The sequence below is a fragment of the Yoonia sp. GPGPB17 genome (assembly GCF_037892195.1).
Taxonomy (GTDB): domain Bacteria; phylum Pseudomonadota; class Alphaproteobacteria; order Rhodobacterales; family Rhodobacteraceae; genus Yoonia.
Map to the genome: position 1 here is coordinate 522,046 of NZ_JATACI010000002.1, position 25,950 is coordinate 547,995.

Annotated in this window: 25 protein-coding genes, 3 tRNA genes and 1 pseudogene; 16 read left to right on the plus strand and 13 right to left on the minus strand. The window is 56.7% G+C overall.

From position 1 onward, the window contains the following. Positions 1-52 precede the first annotated feature (52 nt). Positions 53-1,222 carry a cytochrome P450 gene (locus tag QTO30_RS02975; RefSeq protein ID WP_340422408.1) on the minus strand — a complete coding sequence of 390 codons (1,170 nt, stop codon included), beginning with the start codon at positions 1,220-1,222 and terminating at the stop codon, positions 53-55. 212 nt (positions 1,223-1,434) lie between these two features. Here QTO30_RS02975 and QTO30_RS02980 point away from each other — a divergent pair, with 212 nt between their 5' ends. Beyond that, positions 1,435-2,262 carry a cobalamin B12-binding domain-containing protein gene (locus tag QTO30_RS02980; protein WP_340422409.1) on the plus strand — a complete coding sequence of 276 codons (828 nt, stop codon included), beginning with the start codon at positions 1,435-1,437 and terminating at the stop codon, positions 2,260-2,262. On the opposite strand, the gene tpiA is transcribed toward QTO30_RS02980, so the two are convergent. The 8 genes from tpiA to QTO30_RS03020 form a co-directional block, all read right to left on the minus strand. Further along, complete coding sequence (gene tpiA / locus QTO30_RS02985) at positions 2,259-2,990, minus strand: triose-phosphate isomerase (RefSeq protein ID WP_340422411.1); 732 nt, start codon at positions 2,988-2,990, stop codon at positions 2,259-2,261. The genes QTO30_RS02980 and tpiA overlap by 4 nt on opposite strands. A gap of 9 nt (positions 2,991-2,999) precedes the next feature. Then, on the minus strand, positions 3,000-3,299 hold the full coding sequence (locus tag QTO30_RS02990) for a TfoX/Sxy family protein (protein WP_340422413.1): 300 nt from the start codon (positions 3,297-3,299) through the stop codon (positions 3,000-3,002). Beyond that, positions 3,299-3,661, minus strand: a complete 363-nt coding sequence (locus QTO30_RS02995) for a HesB/IscA family protein (protein ID WP_340422414.1) — start codon at positions 3,659-3,661, stop codon at positions 3,299-3,301. Before QTO30_RS02995 ends, QTO30_RS02990 begins: the two co-directional genes overlap by 1 nt. Positions 3,662-3,706: 45 nt before the next feature. Next, entirely contained in the window at positions 3,707-4,408 is a 702-nt protein-coding gene (locus tag QTO30_RS03000; protein ID WP_340422415.1) for a DUF3307 domain-containing protein, read from the minus strand. A gap of 9 nt (positions 4,409-4,417) precedes the next feature. Then, positions 4,418-5,059: a SatD family protein gene (locus QTO30_RS03005; RefSeq protein WP_340422416.1), complete on the minus strand. Its 642-nt coding sequence runs from the start codon at positions 5,057-5,059 to the stop codon at positions 4,418-4,420. A 120-nt stretch (positions 5,060-5,179) separates the two neighbouring features. Further along, positions 5,180-6,382 (minus strand): glycerophosphodiester phosphodiesterase family protein, encoded by a 1,203-nt coding sequence (locus tag QTO30_RS03010; protein WP_340422417.1) that lies wholly within the window; start codon positions 6,380-6,382, stop codon positions 5,180-5,182. Between the two features lie 84 nt (positions 6,383-6,466). After that, the gene (locus QTO30_RS03015) at positions 6,467-6,829 is read right to left on the minus strand and encodes an SUF system Fe-S cluster assembly protein (RefSeq protein ID WP_008234524.1); all 363 of its coding nucleotides are present in this window, start codon (positions 6,827-6,829) and stop codon (positions 6,467-6,469) included. A gap of 70 nt (positions 6,830-6,899) precedes the next feature. Then, a complete protein-coding gene (locus QTO30_RS03020; protein WP_340422421.1) occupies positions 6,900-7,151 on the minus strand; it encodes a hypothetical protein in 252 nt (83 codons plus the stop codon). A 103-nt stretch (positions 7,152-7,254) separates the two neighbouring features. Between QTO30_RS03020 and tgt the strand changes: the two genes are divergently transcribed. From tgt to QTO30_RS03065, 9 genes are all read left to right on the plus strand, one after another. Next, positions 7,255-8,388 (plus strand): tRNA guanosine(34) transglycosylase Tgt, encoded by a 1,134-nt coding sequence (gene tgt, locus QTO30_RS03025; RefSeq protein WP_340422423.1) that lies wholly within the window; start codon positions 7,255-7,257, stop codon positions 8,386-8,388. 201 nt (positions 8,389-8,589) lie between these two features. Further along, the gene (lon, locus tag QTO30_RS03030; protein WP_340422424.1) at positions 8,590-10,995 is read left to right on the plus strand and encodes an endopeptidase La; all 2,406 of its coding nucleotides are present in this window, start codon (positions 8,590-8,592) and stop codon (positions 10,993-10,995) included. Between the two features lie 137 nt (positions 10,996-11,132). Further along, complete coding sequence (locus QTO30_RS03035) at positions 11,133-11,567, plus strand: universal stress protein (RefSeq protein ID WP_340422425.1); 435 nt, start codon at positions 11,133-11,135, stop codon at positions 11,565-11,567. Between the two features lie 95 nt (positions 11,568-11,662). Then, positions 11,663-11,959, plus strand: coding sequence for an HU family DNA-binding protein (locus tag QTO30_RS03040; RefSeq protein WP_340422426.1), 297 nt, complete (start codon positions 11,663-11,665; stop codon positions 11,957-11,959). Between the two features lie 24 nt (positions 11,960-11,983). Then, on the plus strand, positions 11,984-12,544 hold the full coding sequence (locus QTO30_RS03045) for a histidine phosphatase family protein (RefSeq protein ID WP_340422428.1): 561 nt from the start codon (positions 11,984-11,986) through the stop codon (positions 12,542-12,544). Positions 12,545-12,586: 42 nt separating this feature from the next. Next, a tRNA-Val gene (locus tag QTO30_RS03050) sits at positions 12,587-12,662 on the plus strand. Positions 12,663-12,827: 165 nt separating this feature from the next. Next, a complete protein-coding gene (locus tag QTO30_RS03055; protein WP_340422429.1) occupies positions 12,828-13,766 on the plus strand; it encodes a pirin family protein in 939 nt (312 codons plus the stop codon). Positions 13,767-13,837: 71 nt separating this feature from the next. Beyond that, a tRNA-Asp gene (locus QTO30_RS03060) sits at positions 13,838-13,914 on the plus strand. Positions 13,915-14,018: 104 nt separating this feature from the next. After that, positions 14,019-14,095 (plus strand) — tRNA-Asp (locus tag QTO30_RS03065). Here QTO30_RS03065 and QTO30_RS03070 read toward each other — a convergent pair. Together QTO30_RS03070 and QTO30_RS03075 are read right to left on the minus strand one after the other, a co-directional pair. After that, entirely contained in the window at positions 14,084-14,881 is a 798-nt protein-coding gene (locus QTO30_RS03070; protein WP_340422430.1) for an ATP-grasp domain-containing protein, read from the minus strand. The two genes, QTO30_RS03065 and QTO30_RS03070, sit on opposite strands and share 12 nt — an antisense overlap. A 45-nt stretch (positions 14,882-14,926) precedes the next feature. Next, complete coding sequence (locus QTO30_RS03075; RefSeq protein ID WP_340422431.1) at positions 14,927-16,300, minus strand: M20/M25/M40 family metallo-hydrolase; 1,374 nt, start codon at positions 16,298-16,300, stop codon at positions 14,927-14,929. Between the two features lie 276 nt (positions 16,301-16,576). Here QTO30_RS03075 and hemA point away from each other — a divergent pair, with 276 nt between their 5' ends. The 5 genes and pseudogenes from hemA (at position 16,577) to QTO30_RS03100 (ending at position 22,668) form a co-directional block, all read left to right on the plus strand. Then, complete coding sequence (gene hemA, locus QTO30_RS03080; protein WP_340422432.1) at positions 16,577-17,800, plus strand: 5-aminolevulinate synthase; 1,224 nt, start codon at positions 16,577-16,579, stop codon at positions 17,798-17,800. Between the two features lie 116 nt (positions 17,801-17,916). Then, a pseudogene (locus QTO30_RS03085) lies at positions 17,917-19,113 on the plus strand (helix-turn-helix domain-containing protein). Between the two features lie 81 nt (positions 19,114-19,194). Then, positions 19,195-20,358: a flavodoxin-dependent (E)-4-hydroxy-3-methylbut-2-enyl-diphosphate synthase gene (ispG, locus tag QTO30_RS03090; protein ID WP_445327124.1), complete on the plus strand. Its 1,164-nt coding sequence runs from the start codon at positions 19,195-19,197 to the stop codon at positions 20,356-20,358. Between the two features lie 13 nt (positions 20,359-20,371). Next, positions 20,372-21,517, plus strand: coding sequence for a pyridoxal phosphate-dependent aminotransferase (locus QTO30_RS03095; RefSeq protein ID WP_340422433.1), 1,146 nt, complete (start codon positions 20,372-20,374; stop codon positions 21,515-21,517). Continuing rightward, complete coding sequence (locus QTO30_RS03100; RefSeq protein ID WP_340422435.1) at positions 21,514-22,668, plus strand: N-acetylmuramoyl-L-alanine amidase; 1,155 nt, start codon at positions 21,514-21,516, stop codon at positions 22,666-22,668. The genes QTO30_RS03095 and QTO30_RS03100 overlap by 4 nt, the downstream gene beginning before the upstream one ends. Here QTO30_RS03100 and QTO30_RS03105 read toward each other — a convergent pair. Together QTO30_RS03105 and QTO30_RS03110 are read right to left on the minus strand one after the other, a co-directional pair. Further along, a complete protein-coding gene (locus QTO30_RS03105) occupies positions 22,665-23,075 on the minus strand; it encodes a class I SAM-dependent methyltransferase (RefSeq protein WP_340422436.1) in 411 nt (136 codons plus the stop codon). The genes QTO30_RS03100 and QTO30_RS03105 overlap by 4 nt on opposite strands. Further along, positions 23,069-23,284 (minus strand): hypothetical protein, encoded by a 216-nt coding sequence (locus tag QTO30_RS03110; RefSeq protein WP_340422437.1) that lies wholly within the window; start codon positions 23,282-23,284, stop codon positions 23,069-23,071. Before QTO30_RS03110 ends, QTO30_RS03105 begins: the two co-directional genes overlap by 7 nt. 149 nt (positions 23,285-23,433) lie before the next feature. Between QTO30_RS03110 and QTO30_RS03115 the strand changes: the two genes are divergently transcribed. Beyond that, positions 23,434-25,950, plus strand: coding sequence for a penicillin-binding protein 1A (locus QTO30_RS03115; protein ID WP_340422439.1), 2,517 nt, complete (start codon positions 23,434-23,436; stop codon positions 25,948-25,950).

A 25,950-nucleotide genomic window follows, 5' to 3' on the forward strand; every position in this document is an offset into this window, starting at 1 on the left:
CTGCATGACGAAATTTATCGGATCACACCGACGCAAGTCGTGCGTTTCTAGTTCAGGGGGTGGTTGTCACCATCAACCGCTCTAACCCATGAAAGTGATACACATCGCCATATTGCGGTGCCCCGACCAGACGCAGGTTGGGGCACCGTTCAAATAGAACCCCCAAAGCGATTTGCAGTTCCAGTCTTGCCAATGGTGCCCCGACGCAAAAGTGGATGCCGCCCCCAAAGCTGGTGTTTTGCGGACCTTTGCGGGTGGGGTCGAATACTTCTGGTTGAGCATAGGCCCGCGAATCTCGGTTGGCGGCTGCTAAAAGGCACGCGATCTGATCCCCGCGTTTGAAGCTGTGAGCGCCCAAGGTGACCTCCTCATACACCCAGCGGGTGAACATATGCAGGGGCGGATCGTAGCGAATGATCTCTTCAACGGTGGTGTCGGCAATCTCGGTCACGCCGTGTTCCAGCAGCGTCTTGGTGCCGTTCCCAATAGTGTGCACAGTCGCTTCGTGGCCAGCGTTCAGCAGCAGGATACAGGTTGTGATCAGCTCATTTTCGCTCAGCTTCTCGCCGTCCGCTTCGGCCGCGATGAGTGTTGAAATCAGATCATCGGTCGGCGTTTTCCGTCGCTTAGCAATGTAGCCCCGCATGAATGCAACAAAGTCATTGGTTGCGGCGATAGCGGTGGCTTCAATCTCGGGCGTTCGGCGGGCCTGATACATGGCGACCATTGCGTTTGACCAACGCACCAGATCATCCGCACGCTCTTCGGGGACACCCAGCAGGCGCGAGATGATGATGACAGGGACCGGTTGGGCGTAAAGTGTCAGCAGATCAAAGGGTTGATCGGGGAAGTCATCAATCAACAGATGGCAAAGCGCACGGATATCGGGCGCAAGTGCGGCGATTGTCCGGCTGGTAAAGGCGCGCAGTACCAAAGCGCGCAGGCGGGTATGGCGGGGCGGCTCCAGCTCCAACATGGAGTGGGCCTCGACATTGTAGAAAGGTTGCAGATGTTCTGGGATGTCAGGCGCAAGTTCTGGCGGGCATTCGCGACCCATCCGCCGGTCACGCAGTACGGTATGTACCATTTTGTGCGAGACAGCGCAGGCCATGTCGTAGTCATTCCACCAGATGAAATCACCCGATTGGCGCGCCCTTTCATAGAACGGATACGGATCTTGCACAAAGAGGGGGTCGGTAGGCGTTTGACTGAACTTTTGCATGCCGCAGGTTTGTCCGACGCTTGTATGTATTGCAAGTGCGAACGGAGCACTCTAGAATACAACCTGAAATTGTATAGTGGCGGGCTGCCGCGACGTTCTGACGCGCCCAGAGCGCCTAAAATTTGTGCTATTCTGCATACAGTTGGATACAAAAATCGTCTGGATGACGGACGCAGTGACGAGAACACTGGACCAACAAGGGGAGGGCGTTCATGGTCAAAGCGCCTATGGACGAAGAAGCGTTTGATCGCTCGGAATATCGCAAAGCTGACCGCCAATTCAGGGCGGCTGAAAGAGAGTTGCCGCACGACGCTGTCTCGGCGCTGGCGCGCGAAGTTGTTCGGCGTCTTGCATTCAGAATGCCACGTACTGTGAATAAAGAAGATCTGCCAACGGCAACGGATATTGATCTGTTGTGTGCAGCTTTGCTATCCGAAAAAAGAGATAGCGCCGCTGATCAGTTCATTCTGGCCGCCCGCCGCGACGGGGTGCCTGTCGATGCTATCTATCTGGGTTATGTCGCCGGTGCTGCGCGTCGCCTGGGCCAGATGTGGGATAATGATGAAATCTCATTCATCGACGTCACACTGGCCTGCGGCAAGCTGTATCGTATCATCCGTGGCCTGCGTCATGTGATTGCGCCCGGTATCCTGGCAGAGCGGGATGAATGGCCTGCGATGTTCGCCCTCGTGCCCGGTGAAACTCATACCTTGGGTATAGAAATTGCGACTGACGTGTTCCGCCGTGAAGGTTGGGATGTGGATATGATGGTAGGGCTGGGCCATGAGATGCTGGTCGACCAGTCCGACCAACGCAACTATCGCGCGATCGTGCTGGTGGCAAATTCCGATGATATGATCGAGTCGCTGACCCGGCTGGTCCTGGCGATCCGGATTTCGCATCCGCTGGCGCATCTGGTGGTGGCGGGAAACATTCTAGATCACCACCCGGATATTCTGGAGTTGGTCGGGGCTGATGCGATGATCAAGGATATCGAAACAGCCGTCAGCGCGTTGCGCCACGTGATCGAAGACCCTTAGGCCGCTTCAAGCGCTGCAATAATTGGTGAAAAATCTGCGGTCGTCAGACTGGCCCCACCAACCAACGCGCCGTTCACATGCGGAACACCAAAGATATCGGCGGCATTGCTGCCTTTGACCGATCCGCCGTAAAGCAGTGAAAACTCTGACCCGTCATCAAAACGGTCCTGCAGGCGTGCGCGGATATGAGCGTGTACTTCGGCGATCTGATCAGTGGTTGGGACCTTACCCGTACCAATGGCCCAAACCGGTTCATAGGCGATCACTGTCGTGAGCGCATCGGCGGTATCGGGCACGGATCCGGCAAGTTGTGCATCAATCACATCCAGCGTGGTGCCGGCTTCGCGCTCGTCCAGCGTTTCGCCAATACAGATCACCGCAATCAGACCGGCATCATATGCTGCTTTAGACTTGGCCGCGATCAGTGCATCGGTTTCGCCATGGTCGGTGCGCCGCTCAGAGTGGCCGACCAACACGTAGCTGGCACCAACATCTGCCAGCATCTCGGCACTGATATCGCCGGTATGCGCGCCAGCCTCTGCTGCGTGGCAGTCTTGCCCGCCGATATCGAAAGGGGTGTCCTCGCACGCGCTGATCAAGGTGAAAGGGGGGCAGATAAGGATCGCAATGTCCGCATCGCCGTGTTTGTCTTCCAGTCTCTGCAGTTCTGATAAGGTACTTTGCATCCCGTTCATCTTCCAGTTTCCGGCGGCGATTTTACGGGGCATGGCAGGTCCTTAGGTCAGTGAAGCAATAGTGCGTCTTGCTAATGTGCAGGCCTCTTGCGGATCGTCAAGGGCTGCCTCGGGAATGGACCAGTAGGGCATGTTGTGAAATTGGGTGGCGCCGTCATCTGCCAGTTCTGTGACGATGTTGCCTTTTGACTTCAGATACAGCGTGCCGTCGCTGCTCATCAGCGCGAAAACCGCGCCATCGAGGTAAAGGCACATGCCGCCAAACATTTTGCGGATGCTGATTTTGCCAAGCTCGGAAAATAGATCGGTCGCGAATGCGATATCCGCATCCGCAAGGGCCATCAGGTGACCGAGATGTTTTCGTCAAACTTGATCGACTCGCCGCATCCGCAGGCATCGACCACATTCGGATTGCGGAATTTGAAGCCGGATTCCAGCAGCGACACCTCATAGTCGATCTCGGTTCCGAACAGGAACATCTGCGCCATTGGTGCGATCATCACACGGGCGCCATCCTGTTCGACGACTTCATCGAGCGGATCAACCTCCGTCACATAGTCCATGGTGTATTCCATTCCCGCGCAGCCGCCTTTCTTGACGCCAATGCGCAGGCCCTGATGGCCGTCTTTGTCCATCAGCTTTGCAATCTGTGCTGCCGCCTTATCAGTGATGCTGACCGCTTGTTTGCCTGAAATGCCGAACATGTGAGTGCTCCTTTCGTCCATATGTAGGGCGTTTGGCGTGCGTGCTCAAGATGGGGTGGGGGCAATGCCGTAGAATGTGATGAGTGATAATGTCGCAAAGCTGATCAGCAGCGCCCACCCGAAGGAAGCCAGCGTGCCGATAATCACATATTCACCGGCCTTCTGATCCTTTGAGGCTGTATCAAAGCGCAGCACTGATTTGGCCGCGATCAGAAAACCGATGCCACCGGGTTGCCCCGCCAAGACCATCAGGAAGATCAACGCCCGTTCCAACAGGCCGATCATACGACCGGCCTCTGGCAGGCCTTGTTGCGGCATCATATGGAAGTCCTGCATCAGCAACCCAACCGCCGGACCGCCAGCATGAACACACAGGATCAGCCCGGCGCCGATGGCCAGCAGGTATTGCACCCAGATGGTGGCGTCTGGCCAAAGCAAGGCCAGGTCCGGCCAGAACCACAAAACGGCAGCGATTGTCGCAACATGGGCCAGTTGATCGGCGACGTAGGCCCATAGTCTTTCGGGGGCGATGTGCGTTTTGATTAAGTCGATGCCCAGATGCAGCACGGTGATGGTGAGGGCGGGCAGTATTTCTCCACGCAATGCCAGTAGTGTCAGCAGGAACACGACACCGATATGCGCGCCCATCGCTGCGGGCTTTTTCTTGTTGGCGATGATCCAGCTGTTTTGCAGCGGATAATCGGCCAGCAGATGTGCAACAAGCAGGGCGAGGGCGGTGGTCAGCATGTGATTGGCCTAGTGCGATGCGTAGTCATGGGTGCGCATAGCGTAAAGCGCATTGTCGAAATAGGATAGCCCAGCGCCCGCAAGGCGGCTTTGGATCGCCTGTCTGGTGACACCCAGCTTTTCAGCGATGTCTTCATGCCGGGTCAGATGCCCCTCAAGCTGGATCGCGATCACTTCGGCCTGCGTTGCCGTCCACCCGGCGGCGATCCATTCGGCAAGATCAATGATCGCGACCTGTTCTTTGCTGATCCCGTGCCCCGCCAGCGCAATCATCCGGTTGCGCCCCATATCGGCAAGACGATCGCCGGATACAAAGAACGCGGGGCCCGTTGCATCGGATAGATCCCGGCTGCCCAGCGTTTCAACGGTGCCGACCCCAACCGAGATGCGCGTGGCAATTCGTGTTTTGCCAGCTTTCAGCTGTGCTATGAAATACAGGGCGGCATCCAACAGCAGACCCGGTTTCGTCAGCACAATCTGCCAGCCATCACCGCGATAGCGGGTAAACCGGACGTCTTGGTCCCAAGCGCTACCGAAGTGGTGTGCAGCGTGGTGCAGAATATCGAATGTCTGTTCAACGGCTGCGGTGTCTGACTGACGTGACTTGATCAGGTCGCCCGTAAGAACTGCGCAAAGTAGTGAATCTGACATGAGCAAGGATTATCATTTGCTCAGATATATAGCAAGTATTTTTATTTGCTTTTGTGCGAAGCAATAAAATTAGCTTGCATAAGGGCTCCGGGGTGCAATCCCCCCGGAGCAACTGATCAATTACAGGCCCATGCAGTTTGCATAGTAGGTTGTGGTTGCAGGCCAGTCCGAAAAGACGCCTTCAACGCCCACCTGCTGTGCCAGCACATCAAGCACTTCAAAATAATCACCATCGTTGTCAGTCACATCAGCGACAGACTGGAAGTACCAGCCACCACCATTGCCCAATGGGCCAGAGCGTTCCAGCGTCCAGGTGATGATCTGCAAATCGGCCTCTTTGGCCGCATTGGCCAGCGCTGATGGCACAATCCGACCATCTTCCAGCGTCAACAACATCCACGTTGGGGGCGCGATGATGTTGATTCCGATCGCTTTCAGCTCTTCCATGGTGTTTGGCCATGTCGCTGGGTCCTGTGGTGAGTATCCTTCGATGTTATACTCGTCCATCAGATAGACGGCCTGTGCGCCGAATTCAGGTTCGTTTGCGATCCAGTACAGAACATCGTCCATATTGAAAGACTGCAACCAGACGTCAGATGCGGGCACACCGGCAGCCTTATATTCATCCACCAGCTTTTGTGCATAGTCTTCCTGGCTAAAGCCGTTGAACGGCATTTCGACAGACGGCGATTTCAGTTCCGGTGTGAATTTCGCACCCAGATTGCGGAAAACCTCGATCGACTCTGCGTGGGTCATCAGCGTGGTATTATTCACATAGAGATCAGTGCGCCAATCCGCTGTGCCGCCAAGATATTCTTCTGCCGTTGTGGCGGCAGCGTTGGATGCATCCATCTTGGGCGAGAGTGTCCGGAACTCAGCCAGCGTGATATCCGACGTGCGGCATTCGGCACTGGCAGGATCGTCACCATTGGCGGGGCTGAAGGGAGTGGTGCATTGATCGGCCAGATCGCTCACCACGATATCTGTGGTGGTGTGCAGATCGTTCTGGGCGTGGCGGCAGACCAGCTCCAGATCAGATGTAAATGTGACATCACACTCAAGAATGCCTGCACCCATCTGCGCTGCTGCAACGTTTGATTCAACCGTATGTTCAGGGAACATCAAGGGGGCACCACGGTGCCCGATAGAGAAATCAGAACGGGCAGGGGTCTGTGCGGCACAGGATTGCAGCTTTGATTTCAAAGGGCTGTCGTCCATCTGGTCAATCAAAAAGGCCGGGCGTGGGCCGTAGGTCAGATGCGCGTCAGCAAGGGCAGATGTGGCCGCAAGGGTTGCGATCACTGTCAGGGAAAAGCGCGTCATAGCGTACTCCGTTGTTAAACATGAGCGCCGGGATGTGCGCCTATTGTAACGGGGAGTTTACGGTTTGATGACGATTTGCCGAAGTTACATGAAACCCAGTTCAAGCCGGGCTTCGTCAGACATCATGTCCATGCCCCATTGCGGCTCGAACGTCATTTCCACGTCGACTTGTTTCACACCGGGCAGCGGTTCAATGGCATCGGCAACCCAGCCGGGCATTTCACCAGCCACAGGGCAGCCCGGGGCTGTCAGGGTCATGATCACGTTGACGGCGTTATCGTCCTTGATGTCAATCGTATAGATAAGGCCAAGATCATAGATGTTGACCGGGATTTCAGGGTCATAGACAGACTGGCAGGCTTTGACGACGTCCTCGTACAAAGGATGGTCCGTGGTCGAGGGTGCAATCATCGGTGCACCTTCAAGCTGAGCGTTGCTATCAGTCATGGCATTGTTCCCTGCAATTCCTGAGCAAACATATAGGGTTTGGGCTGGGGGCCGTAAAGGGGTCGTGGGCTTAGTGCGACCTTAGCGCCGCAACCAATGCTGCGTTCTCGACTTCCCAAGCCTTGAACAACAAATAGGCTTCGGTGTTCTGTTCTTTTGTGAGTATCGAGCCGGGGCGCGCAAGAGCGCCCTCCAAAAACAGGCGTTTGGCTTGTTGATAGGTCTCGTTGCAGGCAAAACGCTCAATCTGGGTCAGTTGATGCGCTTCGGCGAGGGCCGTGCATTCATAATAGACGCTGAGAAGTTGTAAGAGTTGATCCATTTCCCGACATTACCACCCTGCTACGGCCCGAGTGATCACAAAACGCGGAGCGCAGTGGCGTGTCGCACCTTGGCAATTCTCCTCAGATCAGTGAAGAGGGGGCATGACAGAACGTTTTTCATTCACTCTGAACGCCACAGACGGCAAAGCCCGCACCGGCGTCATCTCAACCCCCCGCGGCGATATCCGCACGCCTGCCTTTATGCCGGTTGGCACCGCTGCGACGGTTAAGGCAATGATGCCGGAAAGCGTGGCTGCGACCGGTGCCGATATCCTGTTGGGCAATACCTATCACTTGATGCTGCGCCCGACGGCGGAACGCATCGACCGCTTGGGCGGGCTGCACAGGTTCATGAATTGGGACAAACCGATCCTGACCGACAGCGGCGGCTTTCAAGTCATGAGCCTGGCTGACCTGCGTAAAATGACTGAGAAGGGTGTGACCTTCAAAAGCCATATTGACGGGTCGAAGCATGAGCTGACGCCGGAACGGTCGATGGAGATCCAAAAGCTGCTTGGGTCCGATATTGTGATGTGTTTTGACGAATGCCCCGCACTGCCTGCGGACCGCAAGCGGATCGCCGAAAGTATGGAACTGTCGATGCGCTGGGCGCAGCGGTCGCGCGATGCATTCGGCGACCGGCCCGGTTATGCGCTGTTCGGCATTCAACAGGGTGGTTTGGAGGAAGACCTGCGCGCCCAAAGCGCCGCGGCATTGAAGGCTGTTGAGTTTGATGGCTACGCGATCGGTGGCCTTGCGGTCGGTGAAGGACAGGAGGCCATGTTCAGCACCCTCGACTTTGCGCCCGATCAATTGCCCATGGACAAACCGCGCTACCTGATGGGTGTTGGCAAGCCCGACGATATCGTGGGGGCGGTGAAGCGCGGGGTCGATATGATGGATTGCGTGCTGCCCAGCCGATCTGGGCGCACGGGCCAGCTGTTTACGCGCCGGGGCGTCGTGAACATCAAAAACGCCCGCCATGCGGATGATCCGCGCCCATTGGACGAACACTGCACCTGTCCGGCCTGCCGCCACTACTCTCGCGCTTACCTACACCATGTGTTCCGCGCGAATGAGATGATCGCTGGCATGCTGCTAACCTGGCATAACCTGCACTACTTCCAAGAGCTCATGCAGGGGATGCGTGATGCGATAGCTGCGGGGGCATTCGCCGCTTGGGAGGCGGATTTTCATGCAACGCGTGCGCTAGGTGATATTGAACCTCTCTGCTGACCTGGCATTTTGGTGAATTTGGGTGGTTTTTTGTGTATTCACGCCTTGCGACTCTGGCCCGTCACAGGCACTGTTCGCCAATTGCACAGATATGTCTGGTTGAAACCCCCATCACCTCACCCCACATATTGATGCCAAGAGGAGATGCGCCATGTTGCCGCCAAGCGGGGCGGGTGTGTCTTGCCAAAAAAGGAAAAGAGCATGCAAGAACCGTTGAGTTCATCCTATCCCGTCCTGCCGCTGCGCGACATTGTGGTGTTCCCGCATATGATCGTGCCGCTGTTTGTAGGCCGTGATAAATCCGTCCGCGCCCTCGAAGAGGTTATGCAGGATGACAAACAAATTCTATTATCCAGTCAGGTCGATCCCGGAGAGGACGACCCTAAAGAAGACGGAATTTACCGCGCCGGTGTGCTGGCAAATGTGTTGCAATTGCTGAAATTGCCGGATGGCACCGTCAAAGTGCTTGTCGAGGGCCGGGCACGTGTCAAAATCACGGATTTCGTCCCTAACGACAGCTTTTTCGAGGCATCTTGCGAATATTTGTCTGAGACTGAAGGCGACCCCGCTGAAGTGGAAGCCTTGGTGCGCAACGTCTCGGCTGAGTTCGAGCGCTACGCGAAGGTAAAGAAGAACATCCCGGAAGAGGCGATGGCCGCTGTGGGTGATGCGACAGAACCAGCGAAGCTGGCTGATCTGGTCGCCGGGCATCTGGGCATTGAAGTGGACCAAAAGCAGGGGCTTTTAGAAACGCTTTCTGTGTCCGAGCGTCTGGAGAAGGTCTTTGGCATGATGCAGGGCGAAATGTCGGTGCTTCAGGTCGAAAAGAAGATCAAAACCCGCGTCAAATCCCAGATGGAGCGGACCCAGCGTGAGTACTATCTGAATGAGCAGATGAAGGCCATTCAGAAGGAACTCGGCGACGGCGAAGAAGGCCAAAACGAGGTTGATGAGCTTGAGGCCAAGATCGCTGAAACCAAGCTGTCGAAAGAGGCCCGCGAAAAGGTGGATGCAGAGCTGAAAAAGCTCAAGAACATGTCGCCGATGTCTGCGGAAGCCACCGTTGTGCGCAACTATATGGACTGGATTTTGGGCGTGCCATGGGGCGTGAAATCGCGCACCAAGAAAGACCTGCACAAGGCGCAGGAGGTTCTAGACAACGACCACTATGGCCTTGAAAAGGTGAAAGAGCGGATTGTTGAGTATCTGGCGGTGCAGCAGCGCTCCAAGAAACTCAAAGGGCCAATCATGTGTCTGGTCGGCCCTCCAGGTGTGGGTAAGACCAGCCTGGGTAAATCCGTTGCCAAAGCGACGGGGCGTGAGTTCATTCGCATCTCGCTGGGTGGCGTACGTGACGAAAGCGAAATTCGCGGTCACCGTCGGACTTACATTGGTTCGATGCCCGGTAAGATCATTCAGGCGCTGAAGAAGGCGAAAACCACGAACCCGCTGATCTTGCTCGATGAAATCGACAAGATGGGGCAGGATTTCCGCGGAGATCCCGCATCTGCGATGTTGGAGGTGCTTGATCCCGAGCAGAACTCGACTTTTGTCGATCACTATCTCGAGGTCGAGTATGACCTCTCGAACGTGATGTTCCTGACCACAGCAAACTCCTACAACATGCCGGGGCCACTCTTGGACCGGATGGAGATCATTTCGCTCTCTGGCTACACCGAGGATGAAAAGGTTGAGATCGCCAAGCAGCACCTGTTGCCAAAAGTCATGAAAAACCACGGCTTGAAAGATAAAGAGTTTTCGGTTGCGGATGACGCTTTGCTGGCGATGGTGCGTGTCTACACCCGCGAGGCCGGTGTGCGGAACATGGAACGTGAGCTGGCCAAGGTGGCCCGCAAGGCTGTCACTATGATCGTGAAGAAAGAGGCGGATATCATCAATGTCACCGCGGGCAATCTGAACGACTTCCTCGGTGTTGAAAAGCACCGCTTTGGCTTGGCTGAGGAAATGGATCAGGTGGGTGTCGTCACCGGTCTGGCGTGGACCTCAGTTGGTGGCGAGTTGTTGAACATCGAAGCACTGCGCCTGCCGGGCAAAGGCCGGATGAAGACCACGGGCAAGCTGGGCGATGTGATGAAGGAATCCATCGATGCGGCGTCATCTTATGTGCGGTCCATTGCGCCCGAGATTGGTGTGAAGCCACCGAAGTTCGACAGTATCGACATCCACGTGCACGTTCCCGATGGGGCCACGCCAAAGGATGGCCCAAGTGCCTACCTGGCGATGGTGACGTCTATTGTCTCGGTCCTGACGAATATCCCTGTGCGCAAGGATATCGCCATGACGGGCGAGGTGTCATTGCGCGGCAACGCCATGCCGATTGGCGGTCTGAAGGAAAAACTGCTGGCCGCATTGCGCGGTGGGATCACGACTGTGCTGATCCCGCAGGACAACGCCAAGGATTTGCCGGAAATCCCGGACAACGTGAAAGAGGGGCTGACAATCATCCCCGTCAGTCACGTCTCGGAAGTCTTGGAGCATGCGCTTGTCAGCAAACCTGAGGCGATTGAGTGGGACGAGGCCGCAGAAGAAGCAGCCGCGGCCGCGCTCAAAGCGCAAAGCGGCGGTGAGGGTGCGCGCGCGCATTAAGCGCGACCAAAGTCCGTAACTTGAAAGGCGCCTTCTTTACCGGAGGCGCCTTTTTTACCCAACAGACCCATTGACCCACATCAACGCGGTTTTGCGATGGTGTTCTAGAGTTTCCCTACACAGAGGGAGGACCAATTATGTTTAAGAATATCACTGTCGCCGTCGATGGATCGGATCATGCGTGGCGGGCGCTTGGAGTCGCCTGCGACCTTGCAAAGCACTACGACAGCCAACTCCACCTCATCCATACGCCGGAACTGGCCTCAACAGGTCTTGCCGTCGGATCGGGTGCGGTCGAGATTCCACCCACCGACGCAGAGATCGCAAAGGCGGGCGAGGTGGTCATGGCAGAGGCCGCGACGATGGCCCGCGATGCAGGCATCGAACCGGCCAGCCAATTGGTGCGCAACGGGACGCCATCGGCAGAAGCTGTCAGCGTCGCGACGGAAACAGCTTCTGATCTGATCGTCACCGGCAGACGCGGCGTCGGCAGTCTGCAAAGCCTCTTGCTGGGCAGCACATCGCAGAAAATAGCCCATGATGCGCCCTGCGCTTTTCTAACGGTGAAATAGTCCGACGGCCGACCTTTGGGGTGTCGTAAGCGTTATCGACTTGACCTTCTGCTCTGAAAGGCGCGGTAATGGCGCCGATCAGACAAGGAGCCGATATGGCAACCGCACCAAAGACGCCCGTCGCCGAAGACGCAGCAAAGTTGCTGAAAAAACCTGACCTGCTAGATGAGGTTGTCGCGCGCACCAATCTTAAGAAACGCGATGTCAAGCCAGCTGTCGAAGCCGCCTTTGCCATTTTGGCGGATGCATTGCGCGACGGTTACATGGTGAATGTATCGCCGCTTGGTAAGCTACGTGTGGTCAAAGCCAAAGCTCTGGAAGGCGGTGCCAGCGTGATGACCGTCAAACTGCGCACCCCAAAAAACGCAGCGATTGCGGCTGATGATGCGTAGCGGTGCCGTGATCTGAGACCGCCAATGACCTATCCGGAACTCTACATCCTGCGCCACGGTGAAACGACGTGGAACGCCGAAAACCGCATGCAGGGTGAGCTGAATTCCCCGCTGACGGATAAGGGACGGCGCGATGCTGCGCGACAAGGCGCCATTCTGGCGCATCTCGATCTGAGCGGTTTTACCTTTCTAAGCAGCCCACAGGGGCGCGCTTTTCAGACAGCTGGTATTGCGCTGGCCGGGATCGCGGACAATATCCGCACCGACGACCGCCTACGCGAAATCGGCGTGGGCGACTGGTCGGGTCGGTTGCGGGATGAACTGCCGATGCCGAAAGGGAAGGATCCGTTTATGGCACAATATGAGATTGCCCCGAATGGGGAAGGTTTCGCCAGGGTGAAAACCCGTTGCCGTGAATTCTTGGCTAATCTGCAAGGACCGGCCGTGCTGGTCACCCACGGGATCACCAGCAGTATGATCCGCGGATTGGTTGTTGGCGAAAAGGCTTATGCGACCCGCACGACACATGGCGGGCAGGGGTGCGTCTATCATTTAAAAAACGGTGAGCAATTCCTGTTGGAATGAGGCTTGCACTACCCGCACGGCTGGTCTAAACGGTGCGACGTCGGGTGATTAGCTCAGTTGGTAGAGCGCTTCCTTTACACGGAAGATGTCGGGAGTTCGAGCCTCTCATCACCCACCATATTTTGTCCACTTACATCGTAATTTCAAGAAGTTTGCTCCGGTTCAGCGAATCTGACCTACGTGTATTGATCTGTGCGGTGATGCACAATTTCTATTCATTTGTAGGCCTATCTTTCGTTCTTGCACAGGCTATCTTTGTCTCAATTACAAACTGGAGAGCGTCATGAGCTGGAACCCTGCACTTGATCCTGATTGTCCTACGGGTGATTCCGTGGACGCCATTGAAACCGTAATCGTCCCACGCGCCCGTGATCTGGGCGGTTTTGAGGTGCGGCGCGCTTTGCCTGCACCCCGTCGTCAGATGGTGGGTCCCTTTATCTTCTTTGACCAGATGGGCCCCGCAGAATTTGTGACGGGTAAGGGCATTGATGTCCGTCCCCATCCGCATATAGGTTTGGCCACCGTGACTTACCTACATCGCGGGGCGATTCACCATCGCGACAGCCTTGGTACTGATCAATGGATCGAGCCGGGTGCCATGAACCTGATGGTTGCAGGGCATGGTATCACCCATTCGGAACGGATGGACGGTGAGGCACTGAAGAAACCGCAGAGCCTGTTTGGCATCCAGTCCTGGATTGCTTTGCCGAAAGGGGCCGAGGATCGCGAGGCCGCTTTCATCCATGCGCCGAAAGGTGACTTGCCGCTGATGGATGGCGAAGGCAAGCAGGTGCGCCTGATCATGGGCGCTGCCTACGGCGCGCGTGCGCCGGTCGAGACACCGTCCGAGATGTTCTATCTTGATGCGGTATTGGAGCCTGGGGCAGGGCTGCCGCTGCCGGACAATCACGAGGATCGCGGCGCGTACGTTCTGGAAGGTTCTGTTGAAATTGCCGGTGAAACCTATGACCACGGAAAGATGATGGTGTTTCGCCCCGGTGATCGGGTCAGTATGAAGGCTGGCCCCCAAGGCGCGTGTGTGATGCTCTTGGGCGGCGCGACGATGGAGGGCGAGCGCTACATCTGGTGGAACTTCGTAGCCTCCAGCAAGGAACGCATCGAAGAAGCGAAAGAAGCCTGGCGCGCCGGTGATTGGCAAAATGGCCGCTTTCAATTACCGCCCGGCGATGATGCAGAATTTATTCCGCTGCCAGAGCGTTAAGGGCGCTTGACGGGGGCTGCTGACGCACTTAGAAGCAGCCCACGTTCAGCGTAAGTTGAACAAGCAGATGCGCGGTTGTAGCTCAGCTGGTTAGAGTACCGGCCTGTCACGCCGGGGGTCGCGGGTTCGAGCCCCGTCAACCGCGCCACTGCCTTTCTTTTCTCAACATCTTTGATGTCACGCAAAAAGTAAGCGCACCTTGCGTTTTGCCGTTGACGCGCTGCGCTGGCGCAATTATCCCGCCTTTCACGCGCGGTTGTAGCTCAGCTGGTTAGAGTACCGGCCTGTCACGCCGGGGGTCGCGGGTTCGAGCCCCGTCAACCGCGCCACCAAATCCCATTTAATGTATCAATTGCATATGCAAGCTTGTCCAAATCGGCAGCGTAAAAACCTGCGGCATTTATGCAGTTGGTTTCGATCATTTTCAGGCCGTCAGATGTTCGGCAGATATCAATGACAAACGCGCGCGAATAGCCGCGGTTTGCGTCGACGAGGTGCTGGGCGTAGGCCAGTGCATCGTCGTCAATTTCGGGTCGATAGACGACGCGTCGCCCCTCCTTATAAAGGGAATACGTGACGATCTTGTTGTCAACGACCCATAGCCGCCATTCTTTTTGAATGCTGACAGGTTGGGTCAGCATCAGTTGGGTATCATGCTCAAGTGAGCCACCCGGAATTTCAGAGGGATCAATCGACAATACCTTTTCGGCTATCGCGATAATCTCAGCGCGTGATTTGACCGAACCGGCGACTTCTTTGCTGTCGCTTACCGGGCGGAAAAACAAGTCCGGTCCATCGACAGGCAAAGTGTTGGGGATGTCTTTGAGTGTTATGAACAAGGCACCTGCACCGTTCAGGAGGTATGGGTGCCAAGCGGCCTCGTGCACAAAGGGACGTATCTTGAAGACGCCAGGGGTAAGATGGTGCGCTTTTGCATACCGCCAAAGCGTATATGAACCAAACAATACCACCGCGTCCCTGTTAGCAATTGCGGGTTCAGGATCGAGCGCGCCTACAAATGGGATGACTTTATGCATGCTATAGCCTATCCCAAGCTTATCGAGGGCGCTGGCGAGCCTTTCGGTGTCTTCGAACTGCTGAAGAATCCATTGCATCTGTATTGTTCCAAAGGTGCAGGCAGGTTGTGATCCCCGTGACGCTTACGACGTCATCGCATCCAAAATCCGTGCCCAGCTTCTGATCCCTTTGTGGAAAGATGACAGGTCGTATTTTTCGTTGGGTGAGTGGATCTGGTCGTCATCTTTGCCAAAGCCGATCAGCATGGCGTCCATGTCCAGAATATCTTTGAAATGCCCCGCAATTGGGATGGACCCGCCGCAGCCGACATAGGCCGCCGCGTTCGGCCATTCGTCGGACAGGGCCTTGCGCGCCTGATCGAAGGCAGGGTGGGTGGTGGTCATTTGTCCGGCCGCACTCGCGCCGTGGTCGCTGAAGCTGACGCTGCAGTCTGCGGGCAGCACGTCTTGCACCATTTTGCGGAAGTTTTCGCGGATTTTCAGCGGGTCTTGTGTGCCGACCAGCCGGAAGCTGATTTTGGCAGAGGCTTCGGAAGGCAGCACGGTTTTGAAGCCGTCGCCGGTATAGCCAGACCACATGCCGTTCACTTCGCAGGTGGGCCGCGACCAGATCATTTCCAGCGGCCGACGTCCGGCCTCGCCTGCGGGTTCGGAGAGGCCGACTTCGCCCAGAAAATCCTTGTGATCGAATTTCAAGTCGTCCCATGCGGCGGCCAACTCGTTCGAGAGTTCGGGCACACCATCATAGAACCCCGGTACGGTGATCCGCCCATTATCATCGTGCAGGGCTGCAATGATGCGCGCCAGCACACGCGCCGGGTTCATCGCCAGCCCACCATACATGCCTGAATGCAGGTCTTTGTTGGGACCTGTGATGGTAAGTTCCTCGCCCAACAGCCCGCGCAATTGGGTGATGATCGCGGGTGTGCTGTCGCCGTAAAGCCCGGTATCGCAGATCAGGGCGATATCGGCAGTCAGTTCCGCGCGGTTTTCTTCCATGAAAGGGGTGAGGGACGGGGAGCCTGATTCTTCTTCGCCTTCGAAGAAAATTGTGATGTTGGCGGGCAGGGCACCATGTTCCGCTTTCCATGCACGGCAAGCCTCGACGAAGGTCATCAGCTGGCCCTTATCGTCCGAGGAACCGCGGCCACGGATCACCTTGCCCTTGGCCGTATCTTCGACCTGTGGATCAAAGGGGTCCCGATCCCAAAGCTCAAGTGGATCAACGGGCTGGACGTCGTAGTGGCCATAAAACAGGATATGCGGTCCTTCGCCGCCGGTATGGGCCACGACCATCGGATGTCCTGGTGTCGGCCGTTTGGAGGCTTCAAATCCGATGGATTGCAGATCGGCGACCAGCCAGTCTGCGGCGGTGTCGCAATCGTCCTTATAGGCGGGGTCTGTCGAGATGGAGGGGATGCGCAGCAGCTCTAGCAGACGGTCTGTTGCCTGGGGCAGGTCGGCGTCAATACGGGCGAGAACGGGATCGAGTGTCATGAGCATGGCCTATCTATTTAGATTGGCCACACGGTTGCCTTAACACGCGGTGAGGTCAAGCTGATCTGGTTAAGGTTTGCGGCAGACAAATGCTGTCGCCAACGAGGGTTTTGATCCAGATCAACGCAGCATCCATCCGATTTCGACATCAAGGTCATATCAGGGGCGACACTTTGTAACGTCTTGCTCGACGCGGCGGTGCCCTATATGACGTTTAGAACGATTCAAAGGCCGCGAGATCATGTGGTTTTTGTACCGAAGTAAAGGACGAAAGACGTGGATTATAACGCCCGGTTGGACACAGCGATTGAACGGTTGCACGAAGAAGGCCGGTATCGGACTTTCATTGATATTGAACGCAAGCGCGGCCAGTTCCCCCACGCGACGTGGCGAAAGCCTGATGGCTCAGAAGCCCCTGTGACAGTATGGTGTGGCAATGACTATCTTGGCATGGGGCAACATCCGGCTGTCCTGGCTGCAATGCACGAAGCAATTGACGCAACCGGTGCAGGGTCGGGCGGTACACGCAACATTTCCGGCACGACTGTATATCACAAGCAACTTGAAGCTGAACTGGCGGATTTGCACCGCAAAGATGCAGCCCTTCTCTTTACATCTGCCTATATCGCAAATGATGCCACACTCAGCACATTGCCAAAGCTGTTTCCGGGCTTGATCATCTATTCCGATGCGTTGAACCATGCCTCCATGATTGAAGGTGTCCGCCGCAACGGCGGGGCCAAGCGTATCTTCCGCCACAATGATCTTGCACATCTGCGTGAACTACTGGAGGCCGACGACCCTGCGGCGCCAAAAATCATTGCCTTTGAGTCCATCTACTCAATGGATGGTGATTTTGCGCCAATCGAAGAGATTTGTGATTTGGCCAATGAGTTTGGCGCGTTGACCTATATCGACGAAGTCCATGCTGTTGGCATGTATGGCCCGCGCGGTGGGGGCGTGGCCGAGCGTGATGGCCTGATGGATCGTATCGATATTATCAATGGCACGCTGGCCAAAGCCTTTGGCGTGATGGGTGGCTACATTGCCGCAAGTGCGAAAATGTGTGATGCGATCCGGTCTTACGCGCCGGGCTTTATCTTCACCACATCACTGCCACCTGCAGTCGCAGCAGGAGCTGCGGCCTCGGTCGCCCATTTGAAGACTGATCAGGCGCTGCGCGAACGGCACCAGACTCAGGCCAAAATCCTGAAACTGCGCCTGAAGGGCATGGGCCTGCCGATCATTGATCATGGTAGCCATATCGTGCCGCTGATCGTGGGCGATCCGGTGCATACCAAGCAATTGTCAGACATGTTGCTGGCCGATTTCGGGATTTACGTGCAGCCGATCAACTTTCCCACCGTCCCACGTGGGACAGAGCGGTTGCGCTTTACACCGTCGCCCGTGCATGGGCCGCGTGAAATGGATGCATTAGTAGGCGCTTTGGACGGACTTTGGTCACATTGTGCGCTGAATCGCGCTGAACTGGCTGGTTAACCCTATATACACCTGTGCATAACTTTGCTGATCGTGCTATTTAGGCTTTAGGCGCAATTACTGTTTCGATTCGTTACACAACCTGCGCTTAGGGGCATTAAGCGACGGGACAGTCGATGATCGGGAAGACCTTCAAGCGCGCAGACGCATCGGAGGACGTGCAGGCCACGGGCTTTGACGCATATGAATTGCGCCTTGGTGATTTGATGCGAGGCGAACGTGCGACCATGGGCAAGAGCCTGTTGGACGTGCAGCGCGAGTTGAAGATCAAGGCCGCTTATATTGCCGCTATCGAAAACGCCGACCCTTCGGCTTTTGACACACCCGGATTTATCGCAGGCTATGTGCGCTCTTATGCCCGGTATCTTGATATGGATCCCGATGATGCATTTCAGGCGTTCTGCGATGAAAGCGGATTTGCGACGGCGCATGGTATGTCAGCTGAAGCCTCTTCGCTGAAGGGCAAGACATTTGACCCGGCCGCTGCCCCGTTGGGCAAGGATATCTTTTCATCCTCAGCGACACCGTTCATTCCGGCCGGAGAGGCGGTTTTATCTGGTGTAGAGCCGCGGGCCATTGGGTCCGTTATGGTGCTGATCGCCTTGATCGGTGGCTTGGGTTATGGCGGCTGGACCGTTTTGCAGGAAGTGCAGAAGGTACAGTTTGCGCCGGTCGAGCAAACACCCGTTGTTCTGTCTGATCTTGATCCTTTGGCTGGTGCGACAAATGCGATCCAGCCGAGTGATCCGTTGGCAGGTTTCGATGCGCCCTCGCGTCAAGCGTTGGACCGGCTTTATCGCCCGCAGGCGCTGGACGTACCCGTATTGGTCGCGCGCGATGCACCCATTTCGACGCTCAGCCCCGGCACGATTGGTGCGCTGGTGCCTGATGCGGGTGTGCTTAAGCCATTCCAGAATTGACGGTGGCCGATGCGGATTTCTTAAGCGCCACCTGCTATTCAGGTTGTGGAACCGGATGTGCCGGAACTGCAACTCGTTGCCGTCCGCCCCGCCTGGGTGCGCGTTCGGTCAGCCGACGGCACCGTCATTTTTGAAGGTGTAATGGAGCCGGGACAGAATTTTGTGGTGCCTGCAACAGAAGATCCCGCGACCCTGCGTGTCGGCGAAAGCGGCGCGATGTATTTCGCAGTAAACGGCGTCCACTATGGTCCTGTCGGGCCAGCGGGTGTTGTCACATCCAATGTGGCATTGACCGCGCAAAGTCTTACAGAAACCTATGCCATCGCCGATTTGAACGCTGACACAGATCTGGCAGAAATCGTCAATGTGGCCGAGGTTGCCATGGGCGATTAATCGCAGGTGCACCGCCTTGCTGTGGTGCAGATTGCCGCCTAAGTTAGGCTCAGAGAATGCGCAGTCGAAAGCTGAAATCTGATGTCTTTGAACCATATCCGTCCATGGCGTAACATCTATCGGCGTAAATCGCGTCAGATCATGGTGGGCAGCGTACCCGTGGGTGGCGACGCCCCGATTTCAGTCCAGACAATGACGAACACGCTGACAACCGACGTCAAGGCGACGATCGCCCAGGTGCAGGCGGCTGCTGATGCGGGTGCCGACATCGTACGTATCTCTGTCCCGGACGAAGCATCAAGTGCAGCGCTGAAAGAGATCGTGCCTGAGGTATCTGTCCCAATCGTCGCGGATATTCATTTCCACTACAAACGCGGGATCGAAGCGGCAGAGGCTGGTGCGGCTTGCCTACGGATCAATCCCGGCAACATTGGCGACGAAAAGCGCGTCAAAGAGGTGATCAAAGCGGCCCGTGATCATAACTGTTCGATCCGGATTGGTGTGAATGCCGGGTCATTGGAAAAGCACCTGCTGGATAAATATGGCGAACCTTGCCCGGATGCGATGGTTGAGAGCGGCCTCGATCATATCAAGATCCTGCAAGACAACGACTTTCACGAGTTCAAGATTTCCTGCAAAGCGTCCGATGTCTTCATGGCCGCTGCGGCCTATCAGCAGTTGGCTGAAGCGACGGATGCCCCCATTCACCTTGGCATCACCGAGGCCGGTGGCCTCACGTCGGGCACGATCAAATCGGCCATTGGCTTGGGTAACCTGCTTTGGATGGGGATTGGCGATACGGTGCGCGTCAGCCTGTCGGCCGATCCTGTGGAAGAGGTAAAGGTGGGGTACGAAATCCTCAAATCCCTCGGCCTACGCCACCGCGGTGTCAATATCATTTCTTGCCCGTCCTGCGCGCGGCAGGGCTTTGACGTGATCAAGACGGTTGAGGAACTGGAAAAACGGCTTGAGCACATCAAGACGCCAATGTCGCTTTCGATCATCGGCTGTGTCGTCAATGGCCCCGGTGAAGCACTGATGACGGATGTGGGCTTTACCGGCGGTGGGGCCGGGTCGGGTATGGTTTATCTGGCGGGCAAGCAGAGCCACAAGCAATCCAACGCAGAGATGGTTGATCATATCGTTGAGCAGGTCGAAAAAAGGCCGCCGAACTGGATGCGCAAAAGGATGTTGCGGCAGAGTAAGTTGGATCGAGATTCACCTTACCCGTGGTACAGTCAGTGATAGAAGGCAGCCTATGAGACGCTCTGATCGAGGTGATGTTGACCCATTCATCGTGATGGATGTGATGGAAGCCGCCCGCAAGGCCGAGGCGGCGGGTCTTCATATCATCCATATGGAAGTCGGCCAGCCCGGCACCGGTGCGCCAGAAGCTGCGAAGGCCAAGCTGATCGCCGATATGGCTGATCCGCTGGGCTATACGGTGGCCCTTGGGCTGCCAGAATTAAAGGAACGGATCGCTCAGCACTATGCTGATTGGTATGGTGTGACGCTTGATCCGACCCGCGTGGTTATCACCAGCGGCGCCTCGGGGGCCTTCTTGCTGGCGTTCTCGGCGCTGTTTGACAATGACGCGCGGGTTGGGTTGGGCACGCCGTGCTATCCCTCATACCGCCAGATTCTGAAGGCGGTTGGCCTGTCGCCGATTGATATCCCAACAACTTTTGCGCAACGGTTTCAGCCCTTACCAACGGATGTGGCCGACCACGATTTGGACGGTTTGATTGTCGCTTCTCCGGCGAACCCCACAGGCACCATGCTTGACCAAGATGAACTCGCTGCTTTGGCGGCGGCGTGTCAGGCGCAAAACGCGGCTTTGATCTCGGACGAAATTTACCACGGTATTGACTATGACAAAGCGCCCGTCAGTGCCTTGCAGGTGACTGATGATGTCTATGTGGTGAATTCATTTTCCAAATACTTCTCGATGACAGGGTGGCGGGTTGGCTGGATGATTGTGCCGGAAGACCACGTGCGACAGGTCGAACGACTGGCCCAGAATATGTTTATCTGCGCACCGCATGCAGCCCAGCGTCTGGCCTTACATGCGATGGGCTGCACGGATGAGCTTGAGGCGAATAAGGCGGTCTATGCGACCAATCGTAATCTGATGATTGACGGTTTGAAGTCTGCCGGTTTTACCCGGTTTGCCCCACCTGATGGTGCCTTCTATGTCTATGTTGACGTGTCAGAGTATACCGATGACGCTTTGGCCTTTGCCGCTGACATTCTGGAACACGCTGGCGTCGCCGTAACGCCCGGTCTTGATTTTGATGCGGCGCGTGGGCACCACTGGCTCAGGTTTTCTTACGCCCGATCAACGGCCGATATCACGCAGGGGCTGGACCGGCTGGCGCAGTACATGCAAGGACGGCAGGTATGATCCGGTGGGCCTTGGCGTTTCTTTTTACGGCGAATTTCGCAGCCGCACAGGTCAGCATAGACCCGGACCGTACCAGCGTCAGCGATGGTTGGTGGACGTTGGAGGTGATCGTCGGCCTTAATCAGATCACGCCGTATCGTGTGTTTACCTTGGCTGAACCGCGCCGTCTGGTGATCGACATTGAAGGCGCTTCCTTTGCCGGACTTGACGCAACCGAACTTTTGTCCGGGGACCGTGCAGCAGATGTACGGTTTGGTGCTTTGCGTCCGGGATGGTCGCGTATGGTGGTCGATTTGGCCGAACCGCTGATCGTAGCGGAGGCGGGGATGGTGTCGGTGCCGGAAGGTGCTGATCTGACGATTTTACTGGATCAAACCAGCCCTGAGGTATTTGCCGCGACCGCCGGTGCGCCACCTGATCCCGGATGGGATGTGGTGACCGGATTTGACCCCAAGGTGGCCCAAGAACTGGCCCAGAGTGAGGACTTCGTCGTCGTCATTGATCCCGGCCATGGCGGGATCGACGCGGGCGCGGTGCGCGGCGGGATCAAGGAAGCAGACCTGATGTTGTTGATGGGTGCGGAACTGGCGGTCATGCTGAATGCGCAAGAGGGCGTTCAGTCCGTCATGACGCGGGACATTGACACCTTTGTTCCCCTCTCCGCGCGGCTGACATTTGCACGCGAGGTGGGGGCTGATCTTTTCATCTCGTTGCACGCTGATGCGCTGGAAGAGGACGCTGTGCGCGGGGCAACGATCTATACGCTGCCGACCGGTGGCGGGACGGCGGCGGCGCAACGTCATGTTGAACGTCACGAAAGGGGTGATCTGCTGGCCGGGGTTGATCTGAACAATGCGGATGATCGCATCGCCACCGCCCTGATGGACCTTGCCCGGGCAGAGACCGGACCAGAGGCCCGCCGCATTGCCGATGCGCTGGTCGCGTCAATGCAGGCGCAAGGCGTTCTGATGAACAACACCCCAAGGCGCGAGGGCCTGTTTGCCGTACTGACAGCGGCGGATTTTCCCAGCGTGTTGGTTGAGGCAGGCTTTCTGTCCAACGCCGAGGACCGCGCGGTGCTGGCCACCGCAGAAGGCCGTGCGCGGATTGCGCGGGCCATCCGGGACACAGTTGTGCTGCTGGCCCGCTAGGGGCCGACGTATTGCGCCAGCCAGACAGTATGTTGTCCGCATTCGGGGTCTTCAGGCGTATAGCGCAAGACTTTGAAGCCATTGTCGGTCAGCAGCGCATGGTATTCGGCCGGGTCAAGTGAGGCATGATAAATCGGGGCATCCGCCAGCTTACCGATGGCTTCGCCCGCCATATGGCCAGAGGTGAACATCAGTGCCGCGCGCGGCGCGCTATGGGTGGCAAACCGGGCAAACATAGGTCGCTGATCATCTGCTGAAAGATGAAAAAAGCTGTTCCACGCCAAAATCGCGTCAAAGCTGCGGTCAAGGCTAATGGTCCGCATATCGGCCTTTGTCGTCTCTGCTTGCGGTATGTTCTGCGCGTAAAGCTGTATCATCGTGTCGGCCGCATCCACACCGGTCAGCACGGCCCCCGCTCGGCGAGATAAGTGGCCATTGGTTGACCAGAACCGCAGCCTAAATCCAACACACGCACTGCACCCATTGGACGCGGTGCCGCAGCAAGGAAGCGGTCCAGCCACTGCTTTTCCATCAGGCTGCGGTTGCGTTGCTTCGCCCAGGCTTGGCCCAGGCGCTCATATGCGGGAATGACATCTTCGGCTTGCATAAGGGTCAAATGCACGCCCGCGCACGGTAAGGCAATGCCTGCTGAAAAAGTGATCAAATGCCCGGCATCTTCTGGCCGAACCTGGCGTTTGACCTTTTGACCACAGGGCCCTGTCCGCGTATAAGCAGGCTAAACAGACAGGACTGGGTCCAAATCCCGTGGTACGCTTTTTTCTTTCGTTTCTTGGCGGTCTTTTTACGCTGCTGACCCTTGGTGCCATCATGGGTGCGCTGGCTATTGGTGGGGTGCTCTACATGTATGGGCGCGACCTGCCGAGTTATGAGACCCTGTCGCAGTATACACCGAAAACCATCAGTCGAATCTATTCGGGCGAAGGTCAGATCATTGACGAATTCGCCGTCGAGCGGCGTTTGTTCACGCCCGCCGAGGAAATCCCCGACATCGTGAAGCAGGCGTTCATCTCTGCCGAAGACAAGAATTTCTATGAACACGCTGGCTATGACGCGATGGGCATGGTGTCGGCTTTTGTCGACGCGGTCGAATCGCGCGGTGAGAACGTCCGTGGGGCCTCAACCATTACGCAGCAGGTGATGAAGAACTTCCTGTTGGATGGCTCCCGTTCGGTTGAGCGGAAGATCAAAGAGATCATTCTGGCGGTGCGTATCGAAGGCGCGATGCCCAAAGAGCGTATTCTGGAACTATACCTCAATGAAATTTTTCTGGGCCAGAATAGTTTTGGCGTTACCGCCGCAGCGTTGACCTATTTCAACAAACCGTTGACAGAACTGACGCCGGGCGAGGCCGCCTATCTTGCTGCCTTGCCGAAGTCGCCCAGCAACCGCCACCCGGTGCGCGACCGCGAGTCGGCCGTGTTCTGGCGCAACAATACCCTGCGCGAGATGTTCGAGAACGGCTATATCGATCAGGCGACCTATGACACCGAGCGTAACGCGCCGCTGCTGTCCGTACAGGGCGGTGACTATGACGACTTCCGAGATAGCCTGCCAGAGCGCGACTACTTCACAGATGAAATCCGTCGCCAGCTGAGCCAGAACTTTGGTGAGGAAGAGTTTTTCTCGGGTGGCCTGTCGATCCGCGCAACGGTTGATCCTGAACTGCAAGTCACCGCGCGCCATTCACTGCAACGCGCGTTGGAAGAGTACGACCGCGACCAGGGTATTTGGCGTGGGACTGAACAAACGATTCCCGAAGACACGTTGGGCGATGAGACCGCGTGGCGTGCCGCCTTGGCCGCGACGAATGTACCGCGCGACATTGATTTGGACGGTCAGTGGTATCCTGCCGTGATCCGAGAGGTGGCCGAGAACACACTGACGATCGGGATCGAAGGTGTCCAAGACACCGAAGCAGAACCCTTTGTGGTGCCACGCGTCGATATCCGCTGGCTGGTTGGTGACTTCTTTGACAACTATACGGCCGGTGACGTGGTGCATGTGCGCCGCTTGTTGGACGGGGACGGTAACTTTGAACGCTGGTCGCTGCGGCAGGTCCCCGAAGTGCAGGGCGGTTTCATGGCGATGGACGTGAACACCGGTCGTGTGATCGCGATGCAAGGCGGGTTCAGCTATCAGCATTCGGTCTTTAACCGTGCGACGCAAGCGCAGCGTCAGCCAGGCTCTTCTTTCAAGCCCTTTGTCTATGCCGCAGCGCTGGACAGCGGCTATTCGCCCGCGACGATCATTGTGGACGCGCCCATCACGCTCAACACGCCGCAAGGCACATGGCGGCCGCGCAACTCTTCGAACCAGTTTTACGGGCCCACACCGATGCGCACCGGGATTGAACGGTCGCGGAACCTGATGACCATTCGTTTGGCGCAAGAAATCAGCATTGATACGGTGGGGCGCTATGCAGAACGCTTTGGCGTGTATGAAGATATGAACCGCGTGCTTGCGGCCTCGCTGGGGTCTGATGAGACGACTTTGTTCAAGATGGTCGCGGCCTATGCGATGTTTGCGAATGGCGGCGAGCGGGTGGAACCCACCTTGGTCGACCGTGTGCAAGATCGCTACGGTTATACCGTCTATCGCCATGATCAGCGGACGTGCCTTGACTGTAACCAAACCAACCTGCCCGAGGGTGACGCGCCGCGCATCATGACCAACCGCGACCGGGTGATGAATGAGATCACAGCCTATCAACTGACCTCGATGATGCGGGGCGTTGTGGATCGCGGGACTGCGAGCAGCACTGTGAACCTGCCGGTGCCAATTGCGGGCAAGACCGGGACGACGAACGAGGCTAAAGATGTGTGGTTCGTGGGCTTCTCATCGAACATCGTGGCAGGTTGCTACATTGGCTATGACACGCCCCGCAGCTTGGGTCGCGGTGCATCGGGTGGTGGGTTCTGTGGTCCGGTGTTCAATCGTTTCATGAGTGAGGCGATCGAGAAATATGGCTCGGGTCCGTTCCGGACACCGGCAGACTGCCAATTTATCAACATCGACCGCTTCAGCGGCGCACGTTTGCCGCAAGATGCCTCTGGCGACAACGTCGTGCGCGAATGCTTCCGCCCAGGGGAAGAGCCGCTTTTCGGGATCATGTTTGACGGTGGCTTTGCGATGGGCGCCGACTTGCCACTGTTCCAAGAGGCGCAAGCGGCACAGCGTCAGGTGACCACATCAACAGGCGAAACTGCGACCGTTGGTGAAAAGGCGACCTTTGGCACATTGTCGTCAGGCGGTCTTTACTAG

Excerpts from the sequence above, each read along its gene's own strand:
- QTO30_RS03095 (WP_340422433.1), top strand. The coding sequence starts at position 20,372 with ATGAGACGCTCTGATCGAGGTGATGTTGACCCATTCATCGTGATGGAT.
- QTO30_RS02980 (WP_340422409.1), top strand. The coding sequence starts at position 1,435 with ATGGTCAAAGCGCCTATGGACGAAGAAGCGTTTGATCGCTCGGAATAT.
- QTO30_RS03040 (WP_340422426.1), top strand. The coding sequence starts at position 11,663 with ATGGCAACCGCACCAAAGACGCCCGTCGCCGAAGACGCAGCAAAGTTG.
- QTO30_RS02975 (WP_340422408.1), bottom strand. The coding sequence starts at position 1,222 with ATGCAAAAGTTCAGTCAAACGCCTACCGACCCCCTCTTTGTGCAAGAT.
- tpiA (WP_340422411.1), bottom strand. The coding sequence starts at position 2,990 with ATGCCCCGTAAAATCGCCGCCGGAAACTGGAAGATGAACGGGATGCAA.
- QTO30_RS03075 (WP_340422431.1), bottom strand. The coding sequence starts at position 16,300 with ATGACACTCGATCCCGTTCTCGCCCGTATTGACGCCGACCTGCCCCAG.
- QTO30_RS03055 (WP_340422429.1), top strand. The coding sequence starts at position 12,828 with ATGAGCTGGAACCCTGCACTTGATCCTGATTGTCCTACGGGTGATTCC.
- QTO30_RS02990 (WP_340422413.1), bottom strand. The coding sequence starts at position 3,299 with ATGGCCCTTGCGGATGCGGATATCGCATTCGCGACCGATCTATTTTCC.
- lon (WP_340422424.1), top strand. The coding sequence starts at position 8,590 with ATGCAAGAACCGTTGAGTTCATCCTATCCCGTCCTGCCGCTGCGCGAC.
- QTO30_RS03015 (WP_008234524.1), bottom strand. The coding sequence starts at position 6,829 with ATGACTGATAGCAACGCTCAGCTTGAAGGTGCACCGATGATTGCACCC.
- QTO30_RS03035 (WP_340422425.1), top strand. The coding sequence starts at position 11,133 with ATGTTTAAGAATATCACTGTCGCCGTCGATGGATCGGATCATGCGTGG.
- QTO30_RS02995 (WP_340422414.1), bottom strand. The coding sequence starts at position 3,661 with ATGTTCGGCATTTCAGGCAAACAAGCGGTCAGCATCACTGATAAGGCG.
- QTO30_RS03000 (WP_340422415.1), bottom strand. The coding sequence starts at position 4,408 with ATGCTGACCACCGCCCTCGCCCTGCTTGTTGCACATCTGCTGGCCGAT.
- QTO30_RS03020 (WP_340422421.1), bottom strand. The coding sequence starts at position 7,151 with ATGGATCAACTCTTACAACTTCTCAGCGTCTATTATGAATGCACGGCC.
- QTO30_RS03005 (WP_340422416.1), bottom strand. The coding sequence starts at position 5,059 with ATGTCAGATTCACTACTTTGCGCAGTTCTTACGGGCGACCTGATCAAG.
- QTO30_RS03045 (WP_340422428.1), top strand. The coding sequence starts at position 11,984 with ATGACCTATCCGGAACTCTACATCCTGCGCCACGGTGAAACGACGTGG.
- ispG (WP_445327124.1), top strand. The coding sequence starts at position 19,195 with ATGTCTTTGAACCATATCCGTCCATGGCGTAACATCTATCGGCGTAAA.
- tgt (WP_340422423.1), top strand. The coding sequence starts at position 7,255 with ATGACAGAACGTTTTTCATTCACTCTGAACGCCACAGACGGCAAAGCC.
- QTO30_RS03100 (WP_340422435.1), top strand. The coding sequence starts at position 21,514 with ATGATCCGGTGGGCCTTGGCGTTTCTTTTTACGGCGAATTTCGCAGCC.
- QTO30_RS03010 (WP_340422417.1), bottom strand. The coding sequence starts at position 6,382 with ATGACGCGCTTTTCCCTGACAGTGATCGCAACCCTTGCGGCCACATCT.
- QTO30_RS03070 (WP_340422430.1), bottom strand. The coding sequence starts at position 14,881 with ATGCAATGGATTCTTCAGCAGTTCGAAGACACCGAAAGGCTCGCCAGC.